General features: G+C 62.6%; 16 protein-coding genes and 1 pseudogene. 11 read left to right on the top strand and 6 right to left on the bottom strand.

Annotated elements, in window-relative coordinates; translation table 11 throughout:
- Positions 1 to 26: 26 nt before the first annotated feature.
- Both AWB75_RS04875 and AWB75_RS04870 read left to right on the top strand, forming a co-directional pair.
- Positions 27 to 332, top strand: a complete 306-nt coding sequence (locus AWB75_RS04875; protein ID WP_061122935.1) for a DUF4148 domain-containing protein — start codon at positions 27 to 29, stop codon at positions 330 to 332.
- 270 nt (positions 333 to 602) lie between these two features.
- Positions 603 to 2,510 (top strand): M60 family metallopeptidase, encoded by a 1,908-nt coding sequence (locus AWB75_RS04870; RefSeq protein ID WP_061122934.1) that lies wholly within the window; start codon positions 603 to 605, stop codon positions 2,508 to 2,510.
- Between the two features lie 118 nt (positions 2,511 to 2,628).
- On the opposite strand, the gene AWB75_RS04865 is transcribed toward AWB75_RS04870, so the two are convergent.
- Positions 2,629 to 3,513 carry an EAL domain-containing protein gene (locus tag AWB75_RS04865; RefSeq protein ID WP_061122933.1) on the bottom strand — a complete coding sequence of 295 codons (885 nt, stop codon included), beginning with the start codon at positions 3,511 to 3,513 and terminating at the stop codon, positions 2,629 to 2,631.
- Between the two features lie 335 nt (positions 3,514 to 3,848).
- On the bottom strand, positions 3,849 to 4,970 hold the full coding sequence (locus AWB75_RS04860) for an ABC transporter ATP-binding protein (protein WP_061122932.1): 1,122 nt from the start codon (positions 4,968 to 4,970) through the stop codon (positions 3,849 to 3,851).
- 173 nt (positions 4,971 to 5,143) lie between these two features.
- Between AWB75_RS04860 and AWB75_RS04855 the strand changes: the two genes are divergently transcribed.
- The 7 genes from AWB75_RS04855 to AWB75_RS04825 are packed head-to-tail and all read left to right on the top strand — an operon-like array spanning position 5,144 to position 12,287.
- Entirely contained in the window at positions 5,144 to 6,514 is a 1,371-nt protein-coding gene (locus tag AWB75_RS04855; protein ID WP_061123056.1) for an ABC transporter substrate-binding protein, read from the top strand.
- 34 nt (positions 6,515 to 6,548) lie between these two features.
- Positions 6,549 to 7,478 carry a carbohydrate ABC transporter permease gene (locus AWB75_RS04850; RefSeq protein WP_235011971.1) on the top strand — a complete coding sequence of 310 codons (930 nt, stop codon included), beginning with the start codon at positions 6,549 to 6,551 and terminating at the stop codon, positions 7,476 to 7,478.
- Positions 7,479 to 7,489: 11 nt separating this feature from the next.
- Positions 7,490 to 8,341 carry a carbohydrate ABC transporter permease gene (locus AWB75_RS04845; protein WP_061123055.1) on the top strand — a complete coding sequence of 284 codons (852 nt, stop codon included), beginning with the start codon at positions 7,490 to 7,492 and terminating at the stop codon, positions 8,339 to 8,341.
- Between the two features lie 32 nt (positions 8,342 to 8,373).
- Positions 8,374 to 9,354, top strand: coding sequence for a sugar-binding transcriptional regulator (locus AWB75_RS04840; RefSeq protein ID WP_061122930.1), 981 nt, complete (start codon positions 8,374 to 8,376; stop codon positions 9,352 to 9,354).
- A 10-nt stretch (positions 9,355 to 9,364) separates the two neighbouring features.
- Positions 9,365 to 10,111, top strand: coding sequence for an SDR family oxidoreductase (locus tag AWB75_RS04835; protein WP_061123054.1), 747 nt, complete (start codon positions 9,365 to 9,367; stop codon positions 10,109 to 10,111).
- 31 nt (positions 10,112 to 10,142) lie between these two features.
- Complete coding sequence (locus AWB75_RS04830) at positions 10,143 to 11,180, top strand: NAD(P)-dependent alcohol dehydrogenase (protein ID WP_061122929.1); 1,038 nt, start codon at positions 10,143 to 10,145, stop codon at positions 11,178 to 11,180.
- Positions 11,181 to 11,213: 33 nt separating this feature from the next.
- Positions 11,214 to 12,287: an alcohol dehydrogenase catalytic domain-containing protein gene (locus tag AWB75_RS04825; RefSeq protein WP_200822922.1), complete on the top strand. Its 1,074-nt coding sequence runs from the start codon at positions 11,214 to 11,216 to the stop codon at positions 12,285 to 12,287.
- Positions 12,288 to 12,452: 165 nt separating this feature from the next.
- Here the strand turns inward: AWB75_RS04825 and AWB75_RS04820 are convergent, their stop codons facing one another.
- The 3 genes and pseudogenes from AWB75_RS04820 to AWB75_RS04810 all read right to left on the bottom strand — a co-directional run.
- Positions 12,453 to 13,577 (bottom strand): VIT1/CCC1 transporter family protein, encoded by a 1,125-nt coding sequence (locus tag AWB75_RS04820; protein WP_061122927.1) that lies wholly within the window; start codon positions 13,575 to 13,577, stop codon positions 12,453 to 12,455.
- 116 nt (positions 13,578 to 13,693) lie between these two features.
- Entirely contained in the window at positions 13,694 to 14,260 is a 567-nt protein-coding gene (locus AWB75_RS04815) for a cytochrome b (RefSeq protein WP_061122926.1), read from the bottom strand.
- 115 nt (positions 14,261 to 14,375) lie between these two features.
- A pseudogene (locus tag AWB75_RS04810) lies at positions 14,376 to 14,597 on the bottom strand (2Fe-2S iron-sulfur cluster-binding protein); the annotation flags it as partial.
- A gap of 33 nt (positions 14,598 to 14,630) precedes the next feature.
- On the opposite strand from AWB75_RS04810, the gene AWB75_RS39125 reads away from it, so the two are divergent.
- Positions 14,631 to 14,756 (top strand): hypothetical protein, encoded by a 126-nt coding sequence (locus AWB75_RS39125; RefSeq protein WP_268807812.1) that lies wholly within the window; start codon positions 14,631 to 14,633, stop codon positions 14,754 to 14,756.
- A 3-nt stretch (positions 14,757 to 14,759) separates the two neighbouring features.
- On the opposite strand, the gene AWB75_RS04805 is transcribed toward AWB75_RS39125, so the two are convergent.
- Entirely contained in the window at positions 14,760 to 15,764 is a 1,005-nt protein-coding gene (locus tag AWB75_RS04805; protein ID WP_061123053.1) for a zinc-dependent alcohol dehydrogenase family protein, read from the bottom strand.
- 101 nt (positions 15,765 to 15,865) lie between these two features.
- Here AWB75_RS04805 and AWB75_RS04800 point away from each other — a divergent pair, with 101 nt between their 5' ends.
- Positions 15,866 to 16,732, top strand: a complete 867-nt coding sequence (locus AWB75_RS04800; protein WP_061122924.1) for a LysR family transcriptional regulator — start codon at positions 15,866 to 15,868, stop codon at positions 16,730 to 16,732.
- The last annotated feature ends 43 nt before the right edge of the window (positions 16,733 to 16,775 follow it).

Below are 16,775 nucleotides of genomic sequence, written 5' to 3'. Positions count from 1 at the left end.
CGCCATCCATCCGGAGAAGATCGATCATGAACAAACGCACCGCACCGTTGGCCATCGTCGCCATGTCAGTCGCCGCGCTCGTCGCCGCGCCCGTCGCGCAGGCGCAGGACACGGCCGCCCCGGCAGCGACACCCGCCTCCACGCCGAAGCAGATCAAGAAGGCCGAGCGCAAGGCGGCGCGCGCGAAGAAGAACGCCGAGTTGAAGGAACTGGAAAAGAACGGCTACAACCCGGCCGGCGAGCAGACCGACTATCCGCAAAATCTGCAGAACGCGCAGTCGAAGATCAACGCGCAGAAGGCCGGGAAGCCGGCGCCCGCGTCGGCGCCCTGACGTGCGGCGCGGACCCGATGTCCGCGCCTCGAACCAGTCGATATGACGAGGTCGCGTCGATTTGCGTACCGCGCGGCGCGTTCCTGAGCGTATCCATCGCCCACGTCCTTCGCCGGAATCCCTTTCCCCCAGTCGACTTGCTGAGACGGGAGCCTGCTGCGCTGGCTGTCCCAAAACTCGACGCGCCGCGCGAGTTGCCGTACTGTCATCACATACGCCGTGCGCTCGACACGAACGGCTGACGACGACAAGAGCAACGGGAGGGCGAGCATGCGCTGGCTGTCATGGCTGTTGATGTTCGTGTTGTGCGGCGCGCACGCCGCGTCGCGCTACTACGCGCCCATGTCGTTCTATCCGCACGATGCGGTGCGCATCTCGCGCTTCGCATCGACGCCCGGTGCGATGCAGGTGCCCTATGGCGCCGGCGCGAAAGTCGGCGAAGGCGAGTTCTATATCGTCTCGAATGCATCGTTCAAGGCCCTGACCGCGCAAGTGCAAGGCGACGGCACGATCGCGCTCGTGCAATCCGGATGGACGCCCGAGCTCGCCGCGAGCCAGATCTGGACCGTGGTCAAAGAAGGCAGCGGCTTTCGCCTCTTTTCGAAGCTCCACGGACGATACGTGACGCTCGGCGCGCGCGTGGATCTCGAAGAGGAATCAGGTGAAGCGCGGCAGAACTGGAGTATCGAAACCGATGCGAACGCGGTGACCATCGCCGCAACCGGCACGAAAACCGGTCTCGCCATCGAGCATCATGCGCTGCGCGATGGCGCGTTCGTCGAAGTGAACGCGCAGGCTGGGCAGTGGCGTCTGTACGAGGTCCAGAACGGCGGAGCCGATCACGCGTACCGCCCGCTCGATGCGGCCGCGCGCTCGACTTACGACAACGTGAACAGGCGCTATCACCTGAGCGCGTTCGCACCGGATGCGATCGAGGCCGACCGGCTGCGCGGCTTTCGCTGGACCGACTATCATCCGTCCGGGCTTTATGTGTCGAAGGGCGAGTCCGTGGTGATCGACGTGAGCGGTCTCGCCGACGACGGCCCCGATGGTCTCGTCATCATGGTCGGCAACAAGAACGGCTTTTACAAACGTCAGCCCGCGGGCGATCCGCAGATGATTCTCGCGACGGAAGGGCGCAACGAGTTCATCGCGTCGCGCGATGGCTTGCTCTACTTCGAATATATCGATAGCGGATTCAACGAGCGGCCGCGCAGGTCGATCGATGTTTCCGTGCGCGAAGGCGGGCGGCCGGCGCCGTTCTATATCGAAGGCACGACGACGCCCGGCGAATGGCGCGCGATGCTGCAACGTTACGCGGATGCGCCGCTCATCGAGATGGTCGGCCGGCGGACGATGTTCACCGTCGCGCGCACGATGTACGACAAGTCGGGCGCCGCGGACCCGGCCATGCTGCTCGGGTATGTCGAGCGGATCATGGGCTATCACGACGAAGTAGCCGGGCTGGACGGATCGAGCGCGCTCGACACGCCGTCGCCATTGCGCGTCCATTTCGTACAGGACGCCATTTCGACGCACGCGGAGTTGCAGGACGCGTATCTGTACGCGACGTACTACATGATCGGCCTGCCGTTGAACAGCGCGGCCGAAACCTTGCTCAAGCCCGCGAAGGCCGACGACTGGGGGGTGTGGCACGAGCTCGGCCATATGTATCAGCAATGGGACTGGACCTGGCCGGGCGTCACGGAGACGACGGTCAACATCTATTCGCTGCATGCGCTTCAGCGCCTGGGCACGCCGATGACCTCGCCGCTGCTGCAGGTTGCCGATACGCGCGGCAGGAAGAACCGGCTCGACCTCGCGACGCTGTATCTCGCGCAGCCGTCACGTAATTTTCTCGATGATGCGTCGTTTCCCGTGCCGTCCGAAGCGCTCTGGATCAGGCTCGTGATGTACGAGCAGTTGCGCCGCGCGCTCGGCGACGGGTTCTATGCGCGGCTGCACAAGTTGTATCGGCTGCATCCGCTGACGGAGGCAGAGGGCGGCGATCGGAACGAAGTGCAGACATTCGTGCTGCGCGCGTGCATCGCGGCGCATCTCGATCTCACCGAATTCTTCTCTCGATGGGGCTTGCCGATCGAGACGGCGACGCGCGCGGCGATCGCGGAGTTGAAGCTGAAGACGCCGTCGGTGGATTTGTCGCGGATGCGGATTTGAGGCGCGCGACGGCGGCGAGGTATGAGCGTTGGCGCTGGCTTACGCAAAAAAACACCGGCGCACGACAGGCGCCGGCGAAATTCCGGCTTACGAGGGCTGCCAGAATCCTGTCGATCCTTCATGCCGCATCGGCGAGCCGAATGCTGTGCGGTACTTCGCGGCGCGCTGGCCTGCGTTGCGTTACCGCAGTTGCAAGATGCGCGCCGGGCACATTGTCGATGCCGAACGCGGGCCGCGCGAGAAAGAAGCCCTGCGCGAGCACATGCGGCCACTGCGCGATCCACTGCGCCTGCGCAGCCGTCTCCACGCCCTCGACGACGATCGCCACGTCCAGGCGCGTCAGCAGCGTGAGCACCGACGAGAAGATCAGGCACGCGTTCGGGCAGCGCGGCGCTGCGGAAAGCAGCTCCTTCGCGATCTTCACGGTGCCGAAGTCGATCGGCCCGAGCGCGGCGAGACACGAATAGCCGGTGCCGAAGTCGTCCATCGCCACGCTCACGCCCTTGTTCCTGAGGCGCCGCACGACCTTCGGCATGGACGGCATGCGCGCCAGGTCCTCACTTTCCAGCAATTCGAGCTCGATGCCATCCGGTGTGACGCCATGCGAACGGCAGATCGCTTCCATGCGCTCGGCGAAGCCGGATAGCGCCGCCACGGATGGCGGCACGTTCACCGCAACCGAATAATGCGCGCCGCCGCGCGCGCGCCACGCCGCCATTTCCGACGCGACCCCGTCCAGCACGAACCATGTAAATTCGCGCATGATTTCGGCGTCCTTGAACGCATCGCTGAAAGCGCCCGGCAACATGACGCCGTGCTCCGGGTGACGCCAGCGAATGAGCGCTTCCATCTGCGCGAGCTCGCCGCTTCCGACTCGGTAGATTCCCTGATAGGCGATGCAGAATTCTCCGGCCCTGAGGCCTTCGAGCACGCGATGCCTGAATGCATGATTCGAGTTCGGCGCGGCCTTCGTGATGTGCGAGCCGTGTGTCGTTCTTTTCATGCTCTAACCATCCCTCCCAGTGGGTCGTGCAAGCGGTCGCACGACTCATGCCAGAGGCGACGCCAATAGGCGCATCCGCATAAGAAAGGGCTATGGAGCGGGAAACGTTTGCGCGCGGTTGCAACTGTCACGGTTGCCGCTGCGGGAGCCGTCGCGTTGCCCGCCCGATCCGCGATGCGTCGCGAATTATGTGGCGTGGCGCACACAAGCCGAAGCGCGCATCGGCCGACCGTTTTGCAGTTTTGCAGTTTTGGCCGATGCTTTCTGGAACTTTTGTAATCCCGACTAGTGCGCGCGTATGCGGCTTGCGATAACAAGTACCTGCGTTACGTCATTCACGCGGTCGCGGTTTCGGCAACGGGCCGCATGCGTTCGAGCGCGCTGCCGTCCTCGCGAAACAGATGCACATGACGAATGCTGAAGCCCGCGTTGAGGCGCTGGCCTTCGACCGCCGTCGATTCGCCCGACCCCTTCACCTGAATCACGAGTTCGTTCGGCAGACGGACATGCAATAGCGTTTCGCCGCCGAGATGCTCGATCACCATGACTTCGCCGGTGAGACCGCTGTCGATATCGCCGCCGCACGCCTCGATGAAATGCTCGGGCCGGATGCCGAGCGTGAGCATCTCGCCCGCTTTCACCGACGACGCCGCGAACGGCAGCGTGAGCGAATCGCCGCCGGGCAGCTCGATGGTGACGCCCGCGGCATCGACGCGCATCACGCGCACATCCATGAAGTTCATCTTTGGCGAGCCGATGAAACCCGCGACGAACCGATTGTGCGGCGTGCGATACAACTCGAGCGGCGACCCGATCTGCTCGACGCGCCCATGATTCAGCACGACGATGCGATCGGCCATCGTCATCGCTTCGGTCTGGTCGTGCGTGACGTAGATCATCGTCGCGTTGAGTTGCTTGTGCAGCTTGATGAGCTCGAGACGCATCTGCACGCGCAATGCGGCATCGAGATTGGAGAGCGGTTCGTCGAAGAGAAAGACCTTCGGCTCGCGCACGATCGAACGGCCTATTGCGACGCGCTGACGTTGCCCGCCGGAGAGCGCGCGCGGACGCCGTTCGAGCAACTGACCGATCTGCAATATCTCCGCCGCGCGATGCACGCGCTCCTTGATCTGCGCTTCCGGCAGCTTCAGCATGCGCAGCCCGAACGCGATGTTTTCGTACACCGACATGTGCGGATAGAGCGCATACGACTGAAACACCATCGCGACGCCGCGCTGCGACGGTTCGAGGTCCGTGACGTCTTCGCCGCCGATCAGCACTTGCCCCGAATCGCTGCGCTCGAGTCCGGCGATGGTGCGCAGCAAAGTGGATTTTCCGCATCCCGAAGGACCGACGAACACCATGAACTCCCGATCGGTCACTTCGATGTCGACGCCCTTCAGCACGTCGACGCCTGCAAACGCTTTGCGGATCTGCTGCAAGTGAACTGCGCTCATTACGTTGTCTCCTTGTGCTGCTGCGCAGCATCGGATGCATCGTCGAATTTGTTCTTGACAACCTGTTCGCGCCAAAATATACAATTGTAAAACCGAAATTACAAGTGAAACGAGGCAAGGCGCAGGACGAATCCGCAAGTCACACCCGCTCGAAAAAAACCAAGGAGACAGGCATGAAGAAGCGCTTCATCCCGGCCCGGCAACTCGGCCCGATCAAACACGTCGCGGCAGCCGTGCTATTGGCGGCAAGCGCGGCCTTCGCCGCATCGAACGCCCAGGCCTGGACGCTGAAGGAAGCGGCGCAGCCGTATTCGGGCACCACGATCAAGGCCGTATTTCTCGATCGTCCCGGCTACAAGGCCGCGCAGCAACTCATTCCGCAGTTCGAGAAAGAGACGGGCATCAAGGTGCGCTGGGAAGTGATTCCGTACGAGAACACGCGCGAGAAGGAAGTGCTGAACTTCGTCGGCGGCGGTGACCAGGACATCGTGCTCGTCGATGTCGTGTGGATCGGCGAATTCGCGAGCAACAAGTGGCTCGTGCCGATCAAGAAGTTCACCGACGATCCCAAGCTCGCGGACCCGAATCTCAATCTGAAGGGCTTTTTCCCGATCCTGCTCGATTCGTTCGGCACGTGGGACAAGGTCACCTACGGCCTGCCGTTCGATAACTACTCGGGCCTCATGTTCTACAACAAGTGCATGTTGAAGGACGCGGGCTTCGACCAGCCGCCGAAGACCTGGGACGAACTGCTCAACACCTACGCGCCGAAGCTCACAAAGGGCGACAAGTTCGCGTTCGCGTTGCAGTCGCGACGCGGCGAGACGCAATCGGCGGATAGCTTCATGCGCGTGCTATGGCCCAACGGCGGCTCGCTGCTCGATGCGAAGTTCAAGTCGAACCTGATGTCGCCGCAATCGCAGGCAGGCCTCGAATACCGGCAGAAGCTGATGAAGTACATGCCGCCGGGCATCGTCGATTTCGACCACGCCGAAGCGGTGAATGCGCTCGCGCAGGGCCAGGTCGCGATGATCACCGAATGGTCCGCGTTCTATCCGACGCTCACCGATCCGAGCAAATCGAAGCTTGGCAACTGTCTCGCGATCACCACCGAGCCGAAAGGCCCCGCCGGTCTGAAGCCCGCGCTCGGCGGCTTCTCGCTCGCGGTGAATGCGAAGTCGAACGCGAAGAAGCAGGCCGCATCGTGGCTCTTCATTCAATGGATCACATCCGAAGCGATGGCGAAGCCGTATCTCGAAGCGGGCGGCGTGCCGGCGCGCACGGCGGTGTACGAGGACAAGGCCGTGCAGGACAAGTATCCGTTCGTGAAGCCGATGGTCGAATCGTGGCAGGGCGGCGTGCCGGATTATCGGCCGCGCTTCCCGGAATGGCCGGCGGTGTCGGAAGTCATCGGCGAATGGGGCAGCAAGATGATGCTCGGCCAGGTGACGGTGAAGGAGGGCGCGCAGACCATCGGTCAGAAGACCGAGGACATCCTGAAGAAAGCGGGCTATTACGACGGCAAGAAGCCTCTGCTGAAGTAACACGTCCGTCATAAAGGAAACAGGAGGCGATCGAATGGCATCACCCGCAATGCACGCGCGAGGACCGCGCAAGCCCACGCGCTACTTCGGCATCCTGCCGCGTTCGCCCGCCTTCTGGTTCCTGATTCCGGCGATCGCCGCGCTCGCGATCATCGGCATCTATCCGCTGCTGCTCGCGCTCTATAACTCGTTTCATCAATACAAGCTCGCCGATCTGGGCTCGGGCACGCCGTTCATCGGCGTCGACAACTACATCGCGACGCTCACCGATCCGACCTTCTGGGAAGCGCTCGGACGCACCGCGCTGTTCCTGTGCCTCACGTTGCCGATCGAAGTGGCGCTCGGCCTGTTCGCCGCGCTGCTGCTTCATCGCACGGAATTGCCGTGGATGCGCGCGGCGGCGCGCGTGAGTCTCGTCATTCCGATGGCGACGACTTATGCGGTCGTGGGTCTCATCGGCCGCCTGATCTTCAACCGGCAATTCGGCGTGGCCAACTATCTGACGGGCTTGCTCGGCATGCCGCCGCAAGACTGGCTCGCGGACCCGACGCTCGCGTTCGTGTCCGTGATGATCATGGATATCTGGCAGTGGACGCCGTTCTGCGCGCTGATTCTGCTCGCAGGGCTTTCGATGGTGCCGAAGGAAGCCGAGGAAGCCGCGCGCCTCGAAACGCCCAAATGGAGCATGATCCTTTGGCACTTGCAGCGGCCTTATCTGTTGCCCGGCCTCACCGCGATCCTCATCTTGCGTTCCGCCGACATGCTCAAGATGTTCGATGCCGTCTTCACGATGACGCGCGGCGGCCCCGGCGCCGCGACGGAGTTCATCAGCGTCTATATCCAGCGCGTGGGCTTCCGTCTCTTCGATCAGGGCATGGCGTCCGCGCAGGCGATCATCCTGCTCATTCTGACGATCGTGCTGTCGCGTCTTTATATCCGCTTCGTTTATCGGGAGGCCGCGTGAGTTCGATCAACATGCAGACCACGCAACGCGCCAAGCGCGCGCGCGCCGCAAGAAAGCGCGTCACCGTATGGCATTTCATCGGTCTCGTCGTCGTGTTCATGTCGTCGGTGTTTCCGTTCTACTGGATGGTCACGACGAGCCTCAAGAGCCAGGCCGATGCGCTCGCCTATCCGCCGAAATGGTTGTTCTCGCCGACGTTTCATCACTACTCGGCGGCGCTCTTCGAGCATGACGTGGCGGGCAGCCTGCTGAACTCGCTCATCATCGCGAGCAGCACCACGGTGCTCGCGATCCTGCTCGGCGCGCCCGCCGCGTATGCGCTCGCGCGCTATGAATTCCGCGGCAAGGAAGACCTGTGGTTCTGGTTCATCTCGAACCGCATGGTGAGCCCCGTCGTGCTCGCGGTGCCGTTCTTCCTGATCGCGACGAAGCTCGATCTCGTCGATACGCATATCGTGCTGATCCTGCTCTATCTGACTTTCTCGCTGCCCATCGTCGTGTGGATCTGCACGGATCAGTTCCGCAATATTCCCGTCGAGCTGGACGAGGCCGCGCGTCTCGATGGCGCATCGCCGTGGCGCGTGTTCTGGCGCATCAATCTGCCGCTTGCGATGCCGGGCATCGTCGTGTCGGCGATCTTCGCGTTCATCTTCTCGTGGAACGATCTGCTCTACGCGCTCGTGCTGACGCGCAGCGACGCGATCACATCGCCGGTCGCCGCAACGAGCTACATGAGCGGCTATGAATTGCCATGGGGCGAAATCATGGCGACGGGCACGCTGATCGTATTGCCGATGGTCGTGTTCGCGCTGGCTGTTTCGGGCCGGCTGGTGCAAGGCCTGACGATGGGTGCAGTGAAATAAAATCGCCGCTTTTGACTGAACACCGGGACACCATGAGCAAGAGCGCACCGCCCATCGCTATCGCTGAAAGCGACGATTCCATCGACTCGGAGGAAGAACTGCAGGCGCGCGTCGCGTGGCATTACTACGTCGGCAATCTGACGCAGCAGGAGATCGCGCAGCGTATCGGCAGCAACCGGGTGCGCGTGAATCGCCTGCTCGCCGCGAGCCGCGAGTCCGGTCTCGTGCAGATCACGATCAACAGCAAGATCGCGCCGTGCGTCGCGCTGGAAGAAGCGCTCGCGAAGCGCTTCGGGCTCGAATGCGCGGTCGTCGTGCCGAGCGGCGCGAACAACGAAGCGAACAACGCGGCGCTCGGCATTGGGGCGGCGACATACTTCGCGAAGCAGATCGTCGCGGGGCAAACCATCGGGCTTGGCTGGGGCCGCACGATCCGCGCCGTGCTGCGCGCGATGCCGCAGCGCACGTATGGACCGGTGTCGGCGGTGTCGCTGCAAGGCGGCTTGTCGCATTGCCCGAGCATCAATACGTTCGATATCGTCTCCGACTTCGCGAACATCTGCCGCGCCGATGGTTATCTCTTTGCAGCGCCCATTTACGTGAGCAGCCAGAAGGCGCGTGACGTGATCCTGCAGGAAGAGACCGTGCGCGAAACGTACGAGCTTGCACGCAATGCGGATCTCGCGTTGCTCACCTGCGGCGATCTCACGGAATCGCTCGTCGTGACCTACGGCATCGACAATCCCGAGCAGTTGCGCACGCTGGAAAAGGCGGGCGCGGTGGGCGACATGCTCGGTCACTTCATGGATGAAGACGGCGAACTGATCGATCATCCGCTGAATCGCCGCACGGTTGCGATCGCGCTGGAAGACCTGCGCAAGATTAGACGCGTGATTCTCGTGAGCGGTGGCAAGAAGAAGTTTCATGTGACGCGCGCGGCGTTGCGCGGGCGCTATCCGTCGGTGCTCGTGACCGATGAAGACACCGCACGGCGTCTGTGCGACGAGCCTTGATGACGACACCATGACGACCATCGACAGAAACCGCGAATTCGCGGGCAAGACCGTGCTCGTCACGGGCGCGGGCAAGGGCATCGGCCATGCGACGGTGCATCTGCTGATCGAGCGGGGCGCGCGCGTGATCGCGCTGAGCCGCAGCGCCGCCGATCTCGACGCGTTGAAAGCGGAGACGGGCTGCGAAACCATCGCCGTGGATCTCGCCGATGCGAACGCCGCGCGTGACGCTGCGCGTTCGATTCAACCCGTCGATCTGCTCGTGAACAACGCGGGCATCGCCGTGCTCGAGCCGTTTCTCGATACGACCGTCGAAGCGTTCGACCTGACGATGAACGTGAACTTGCGCGCCGCGATGATCGTCGCGCAGGAGTGCGCGAAAAGCATGATCGCGCGCGGCGTGGGCGGGTCGATCGTCAATGTGTCGAGCCTGTCGGCGAACGTGGGCTTCGCGCTGCACGCGGCGTATTGCGCGTCCAAAGGCGGACTCGATGCGATGACGCGCGTGATGGCCAATGAACTCGGGCCGCACGGCATTCGCGTGAACGCCGTGCTCCCGACCGTCACGATGACGCCGATGGGCGAGCGCGCCTGGAGCGATCCCGCCAAGTCTGCACCGATGCTCGCGCGCATTCCGATGAACCGCTTCGCCGAGCCGGTGGAAGTGGCGCGCACGATCGCCCATCTGCTCGGCGAGGATTCGAGCATGGTGAGCGGCGTCAGCCTGCTGGTCGATGGCGGATTCCAGTCCTGCTGAACCCACCCATTTCTCTATCAAAGGAACGACGATGGAAGCACTGGTTCTCGAGGAAGCAAAACGCATCAGCTTGCGTCCGTTCAGCTTGCCGCAGGTCGTCGGCCCGCGCGACGTGCGCATCAAGATTCATACGGTGGGCATTTGCGGCAGCGACATTCACTATTATCAGCACGGCCGCATCGGGCCGTTCGTCGTCAACGAGCCGATGGTGCTGGGGCATGAAGCGTCGGGCACGGTCGTCGAAGTGGGCGAGGACGTGAAGCATCTGAAGACGGGCGACCGCGTCTGCATGGAGCCGGGTGTGCCGGACATGGAATCGCGTGCATCGCGCGAGGGTCTCTATAACCTCGATCCGAAAGTGCGCTTTTGGGCGACGCCGCCCGTGCATGGTTGTCTCGCGCCTTATGTCGTGCATCCGGCGGCGTTCACCTACAAGCTGCCCGATAACGTGAGCTTCGCGGAAGGCGCGATCGTCGAGCCGTTGTCGATCGGCTTGCAGGCCGCGAAGAAAGCCGCGATCAAGCCGGGCGATGTGGCGGTCATTCTCGGCGCGGGCACCATTGGCATGATGTGCGCGCTTGCGGCGCTCGCGGGCGGATGCAGCCGCGCGATCGTCTGCGATCTCGTGCCGGAGAAGCTCGATCTCATCGGCGGCGTGCAAGGCGTAACGGCCGTGAATATCCGCGAACGGCGCGTGCTCGATGTCGTGCGTGAACTGACCGACGGCTGGGGCGCGAACATCGTGTTCGAAGCGAGCGGCAACGAGAAGGCGTTCGACGGCATCGTCGATCTGTTGTGTCCCGGCGGCTGTCTCGTGCTCGTCGGCATGCCGCAGCATGCGATACCGCTCGATGTCGTCGCGGTGCAGATCAAGGAAGCGCGCATCGAATCCGTGTTCCGTTACGCGAATATCTTTCCGCGCGCGATTCAGTTGATTGCATCGGGCAAGCTCGATGTGAAGCCGTTCATCTCGCGCACGTTCCCGTTTGCGGAAGGCATCAAGGCGTTCGAGGAAGCCGCGAGCGGCGTGCCGACCGACGTGAAGGTGCAGATCGTACTGGAAGAGTGAATCGTCATTCATATAACGACACGGAGACACGTCATGGCCGATGAACAAATGACGGCAATCGTATGCCGCGCGCCGAAAGACTACCGCGTGGAACGCGTGCAGCGTCCGCGTCCCGCGCGCAACGAGCTCGTGATTCGCATCGCCGCGTGCGGCATCTGCGCGAGCGACTGCAAATGCTGGTCGGGCGCGAAGATGTTCTGGGGCGGGCCGAATCCGTGGGTGAAAGCGCCGGTCATACCGGGCCACGAATTCTTCGGCTATGTGGAAGAGCTAGGCGAGGGCGCCGAAGAACACTTCGGCGTGAAGAAGGGCGATCGGGTTATCGCCGAACAGATCGTGCCGTGCGCGAAATGCCGCTATTGCAAATCGGGCGAATACTGGATGTGCGAGGTTCATAACATCTTCGGCTTTCAGCGCGAAGTGGCCGATGGCGGCATGGCCGAATACATGCGCTTCCCACCGACGGCGATCGTCCATAAGATTCCCGACGGCATCTCGCTTGAAGACGCGGCGATCATCGAGCCGCTCGCATGCGCGATTCATACGGTGAATCGCGGCGATATTCAATTGAGCGATGTCGTCGTGATCGCGGGTGCGGGACCGCTCGGCCTGATGATGGCGCAGGTCGCGCATCTGAAAACGCCGAAGAAGCTCGTCGTGATCGATCTCGTCGATGAACGTCTCGCGTTGGCGCGCGAATATGGCGCGGATATCACGATCAACCCGAAGACCGACGACGCATTGGAAATGATCCGCTCCATTACGGATCGCTACGGCTGCGACGTGTATATCGAAACGACGGGCGCGCCGGCGGGCGTGTCGCAAGGGCTCGAGTTGATCCGCAAGCTTGGCCGTTTCGTCGAGTTCTCGGTATTCGGCGCCGATACGACCGTCGACTGGTCGATCATCGGCGACCGCAAGGAACTCGATGTGCGGGGCGCGCATCTCGGACCGTATTGCTATCCGATCGCGATCGATCTGCTCGCGCGCGGCCTCGTTACGTCGAAAGGCATCGTCACGCACGGCTTTACGCTCGACGAATGGGACGAGGCTATCGCGATCGCGAATTCACTCGACTCGATCAAGGTGCTGCTGAAACCGAAATGAAGGCAGATACCTCGGCTCATGCTCCCGACGCATGCAGGAATCGTGACTGCGCTGCGGCGAAATTGCTTTGCCATACGCGTTCGAGACGCGCGTTGAGTTCGCGAGTCGTTCAAGCCCTGATGAACTGAGCGTGATGCGCCGCGTGTGAATGACGCGGCGCATTGCTCATGAAAGCGATACGCCCAGCAACTTGCCGAGCCCGAACGTGCAGCCCGCGGCGATCATGCCGATCAACACCTGGCGCACGGCGGAGAAGAGCGCGCCGCGGCCATTGAACAGCGACGTGAACACGCCGATGCCAGCAAGCCCGAGGCCGCTCAAGGCAATGCACTGCGCGATCGCTTCTGCTCCGCTCGTCCACAGAAACGCGATGGCCGGAAAGATCGCGCCGATCGCGAATAGCGTGAACGATGCGAGCGCGGCCGTCCACGGATTGCCGCCCAGCTCGCGCGGATCGAGACCGAGTTCTTCGCGCGTCAGTGTATCGAGCGCCTTGTCCTTGTCGCGCATGATCTGTGCGGCGACGCGTCTCGCTTCAGTTGCATCGATGCCCTTCGCCTGATAGATGAGCGCGAGCTCGTGACGTTCCGCATCGGGCATGTGATCGAGCTCGTCGCTTTCCTTCGCGATCTGCGTGCGCGCGAGCTCGCGTGCATTCGTGACGGAGAGCCACTCGCCGAGCGCCATCGAGGCCGCGCCCGCGATGAGTCCCGCGAACGCCGTGAGCAGGACCGTTCTGCTGTCGCTGCCCGCGCCCGCGACGCCCATGATGAGACAGAAGTTCGACACGAGCCCATCGTTCGCGCCGAGCACCGCCGCGCGCAAATCGTTGCCCGACGCCACACCGCGATGCCACGATTCCGCCGCTGCAATCGCACCGCCTTTGCTCAAACCCTTGTTGCGGTTCGCCACTTCCTGCACGATATCCGCGTGATGCCGCTCTTCCGCCGACATCTGCGCCGCATCGGGTTGCCCCGCGTATTTGTCGCGATCCGCCATTTCATTGGCGGCGACGGAGCGCAGCACGAAATCCGGGCCGAACGCACGCGCGAGCGCGCGCATCATTCGCGTTTTCGCACCGACGCGATGCACGCGCACCGGCACGCCATTTGCCTTGAGCTTGGCGGCCCATATGTCGGCATGGCGGCGCTCGGCTGCGGCAAGTTCGGAATACACGCGCCGCTTGTCTTCCTGCTTTTCGGCTTGCGCGAGCGTGTCATAGAGCGCCGCGCTGTCGAGTTCATCGGCGAGATTGGAGCTGAAGCGTTTGAGTTCTGTCTGGGACGCCATGACGTCACCTTTTATCGTTCGTCTCGTACTTGCTAGAGTAAAGACGAAGCTCATGTCATGACGTTAATACCCCCACAAGTCGCGATGAGTGAGAATGGAATCGCGTCTCATGGTCGTCATCGTTTAGACGACGCCGGATTGCGACGAGCCGGGAACATGCGTTCGAGGGTTCCATCGCGCAAGACGAATCGATGAAAGAGCGCCGCGCCGACATGCAGGGCGACCAGCGCAAGCAGGACCCACGCGATGTTCCGGTGCCAGTCGCCGAGCGCGTGACCGATGGACGAGCCGGCTGGCGACAGCGGCGGCATGGGCATGAACGCGAAGAGCGTGACCGGCCACCCGCGCGACGACGCGTTGGCCCAGCCCATCAATGGAACGGCGAGCAACAGGATATACAGCAGCCAGTGCGTGAATCGCGCGACGATGCGCAGAACTGGCGGCACCGTGCCGGGTTCGGGCGGCACGTCATGCGTGCTGCGCCAGAGAAGCCGAAGGACGACGAGCAGAATGATCACCATGCCGACGCCCAGATGCCATGCAATCAAGCCGATGGGCTTCGTGTCGCGATGCACGTCGGGCATCGTCCAGGCAAGCAGGTATTGAAGCAAAAGCAGCGCGGCGGTGAGCCAGTGAAACACTCGGGCGGGCGCATTGTAGACAGACGCGGACAGGTTGCGCATAAACGGGTTCTCCGATGAAACGAGGCACGGCCGCGCTCGCGCGGACCAGTCCGCAATCATCGGAGAGAAAGCTTATGCGGGCCTTATGGCGAGGAAAAACATGCGGATTGGACAATCAAATATCGAGAACCAGTTCATTCGAGCACGCGCGCGATACGCAGAGCATGATCTCCGGCGCCTGTTCGTCATCATCGAGCACGAAATCGCGATGATCGGCCTCGCCCGAAAACAGGCGCGTTCTGCACGAACCGCATGTTCCCGCTTCGCACGAACTCGGCGTGTCGATTCCGTTGGCGCGCAATGCGTCGAGTATGGTTTCGCCGGGCGCGACGTTCAAGAACGGTTGATTCGGCGCGCTGGCGGAAATCGCATGACGAATCGGCTGGTCATAACTATGCGAATGTCCGGCGAGCAGGACGATGCCCGCTGCGTGGCGGCCTGGACCATCGCGCGTGCATCGAGCGCGTTGCTGGGTCTCGCGGGCGTGTTCGGCTGACGTTCAGCCAGCGAGCATTGCATCGACATCGACGACGATCTTGCCGTGCGTCGTGCCATCCAATAGCGCTTCATAAGCGCGCTCCGCATTGCGCAGATCGAAACGTCTCGGATCGACGCGTGGCGTGATCTTGCCTGCTTCGGCGAGCCGCGTAGCTTCGCGCAGCATCTCGCCATGATGCGCGCGATGCTGTCCCGTCAATAGCGGATGCAACGTGAATACGCCCGAATAACTCGCCTCGCGAAACGACAGCGGCGCGAGCGCATGCGTGCCCCATCCCAGCGCGCTGACTACATGGCCGAAGTGCCTGACCGCTGCAAACGATGCATCGAGCGAAGGGCCGCCTGCCGTATCGACGACGAGATCGAAACCTGTCCCGCCCGTATGCGCGGCGACATATTGCTCGACGTTCGTCGCGCGGTAATCGATCGGCGTCGCGCCGAGGCTCCGAATGTATTCATGATCGCGCTCGCTCGCGGTCGCGAATACTTGCGCGCCGAGTGCGCGTGCGAGTTGCACGGAGATATGACCCACGCCGCCCGCGCCGCCTTGCACGAGCGCGGTTTGTCCTGCGTGCAAATGTGCGCGATCGACGATGCCCGCATAAGACGTAATGAACGCAAGCGGCAGGGCGGCGGCGCTGCGCATCGAAAGGTTCGTGGGCTTGTGCGCGAGCAGTGCGGCATCGACGGCTGCGTATTGCGCGAGCGAGCCCTGAATGCCGCCGACACCGCCCGTCATGCCATATACCGCATCGCCCGGCTTGAACCCATCGACTCCCCCGCCCACTGCTTCGACGATGCCGGCCATATCGATGCCGGGCACGAGCGGAAGCGGATGTTTCGCATGCGCTGCGGCGCCGGCGCGAATCTTCGTATCGAGCGGATTGAGCCCGCTCGCCGCAATACGCACGAGCACTTCCCCCGGCTTGGCCTCGGGGCGATCGAGCTGGATCAATTCGAGCGGACCGTTATGACGATCGAGAACGAGTGCTTGCATGGTGGACATCGGCGGCTCCGGGAGAGATTGAACGTTGATAGCGATGCGCTCATACTCCGCCATGCATGCGAGCATGTAAATCGACAGGTGTGCACGGTGGTCATACGAAAATGAATGGACCAGATCTCGAATGGAGCGACGTCCGCGTGTTTCTGGCGATCGCGCGAAGCGGCACGCTAGGCGCGGCCGCACGAATGATCGGACAGACGCAACCGACGATGGGACGACGCCTGCGCGCGCTCGAAGAGGCGCTGGGACACGTGCTGTTCCAGCGTACGAGCGATGGTTTCGTGCTCACCGACGAAGGCGCGGCCGTGCTCGCGTATGCGGAGCGCATGGAAGAAGAGGCGCTTGGCTTTACGCGCGCACTCGCCGGACAGGACGCGAAGCTCACGGGCTTGCTGCGCATTTCGTCGTCGGACTGGTTCGGCGTGCATGTGCTCACGCCGGTATTCGCGCGCTTTCTGGCGAAGCATCCAGAGGTAGCGATCGAACTCATCACCGATGCGCGCCGTTATAACCTTGCGCGGCGCGAGGCGGATCTGGTCTTTCGAATCACGCCATTCGATGAACCCGACGTCGTGCAGCGCAAGCTCATGCGTATCGACTACGCGCTGTATGGGCGCGCGAATCTCGCATCGCCCGAAATAGGCAATGGAGAAGGGCAGACGCTCATCAGCATGGATAGCGCGTTCGATCAATTGCCCGATGTGCTCTGGATAAAACGCATGATGCCCAAAGCGAAGGTTATCTTCGGCAGCAACAATCGCGACGCGCAGGCGCATATGTGCGCTGAAGGCGCGGGCTTCGCGGTCTTGCCCTGTCCTTTGGGCGATGCGGACCAGCGCCTCATGCGCTTCGATCTCGGAGAAGCGCCGCCCGGACGCGATGTATGGCTCGGTTATCACCGCGATCTCAAGCGCGTCGCGCGCTTGCGTGCGTTGCTCGAAGAAACCGTGACGCTCGGTGAGAAATAACTTCCGAATAACATTTGCAATTAACCGCAACTAACCGTCTTTC

Origin of the sequence: Caballeronia catudaia, from assembly GCF_001544755.2 — a bacterium.
GTDB lineage: Bacteria > Pseudomonadota > Gammaproteobacteria > Burkholderiales > Burkholderiaceae > Caballeronia > Caballeronia catudaia.
This window is presented reverse-complemented; position numbering and strand designations above follow the sequence as displayed.

Coding starts and splice junctions, on each gene's coding strand:
- AWB75_RS04825 (WP_200822922.1), top strand. CDS start 11,214: ATGGCCGATGAACAAATGACGGCAATCGTATGCCGCGCGCCGAAAGAC.
- AWB75_RS04845 (WP_061123055.1), top strand. CDS start 7,490: ATGCAGACCACGCAACGCGCCAAGCGCGCGCGCGCCGCAAGAAAGCGC.
- AWB75_RS04820 (WP_061122927.1), bottom strand. CDS start 13,577: ATGGCGTCCCAGACAGAACTCAAACGCTTCAGCTCCAATCTCGCCGAT.
- AWB75_RS04800 (WP_061122924.1), top strand. CDS start 15,866: ATGAATGGACCAGATCTCGAATGGAGCGACGTCCGCGTGTTTCTGGCG.
- AWB75_RS04840 (WP_061122930.1), top strand. CDS start 8,374: ATGAGCAAGAGCGCACCGCCCATCGCTATCGCTGAAAGCGACGATTCC.
- AWB75_RS39125 (WP_268807812.1), top strand. CDS start 14,631: ATGACGAATCGGCTGGTCATAACTATGCGAATGTCCGGCGAGCAGGAC.
- AWB75_RS04850 (WP_235011971.1), top strand. CDS start 6,549: ATGGCATCACCCGCAATGCACGCGCGAGGACCGCGCAAGCCCACGCGC.
- AWB75_RS04865 (WP_061122933.1), bottom strand. CDS start 3,513: ATGAAAAGAACGACACACGGCTCGCACATCACGAAGGCCGCGCCGAAC.
- AWB75_RS04875 (WP_061122935.1), top strand. CDS start 27: ATGAACAAACGCACCGCACCGTTGGCCATCGTCGCCATGTCAGTCGCC.
- AWB75_RS04830 (WP_061122929.1), top strand. CDS start 10,143: ATGGAAGCACTGGTTCTCGAGGAAGCAAAACGCATCAGCTTGCGTCCG.
- AWB75_RS04870 (WP_061122934.1), top strand. CDS start 603: ATGCGCTGGCTGTCATGGCTGTTGATGTTCGTGTTGTGCGGCGCGCAC.
- AWB75_RS04855 (WP_061123056.1), top strand. CDS start 5,144: ATGAAGAAGCGCTTCATCCCGGCCCGGCAACTCGGCCCGATCAAACAC.
- AWB75_RS04860 (WP_061122932.1), bottom strand. CDS start 4,970: ATGAGCGCAGTTCACTTGCAGCAGATCCGCAAAGCGTTTGCAGGCGTC.
- AWB75_RS04815 (WP_061122926.1), bottom strand. CDS start 14,260: ATGCGCAACCTGTCCGCGTCTGTCTACAATGCGCCCGCCCGAGTGTTT.
- AWB75_RS04805 (WP_061123053.1), bottom strand. CDS start 15,764: ATGTCCACCATGCAAGCACTCGTTCTCGATCGTCATAACGGTCCGCTC.
- AWB75_RS04835 (WP_061123054.1), top strand. CDS start 9,365: ATGACGACCATCGACAGAAACCGCGAATTCGCGGGCAAGACCGTGCTC.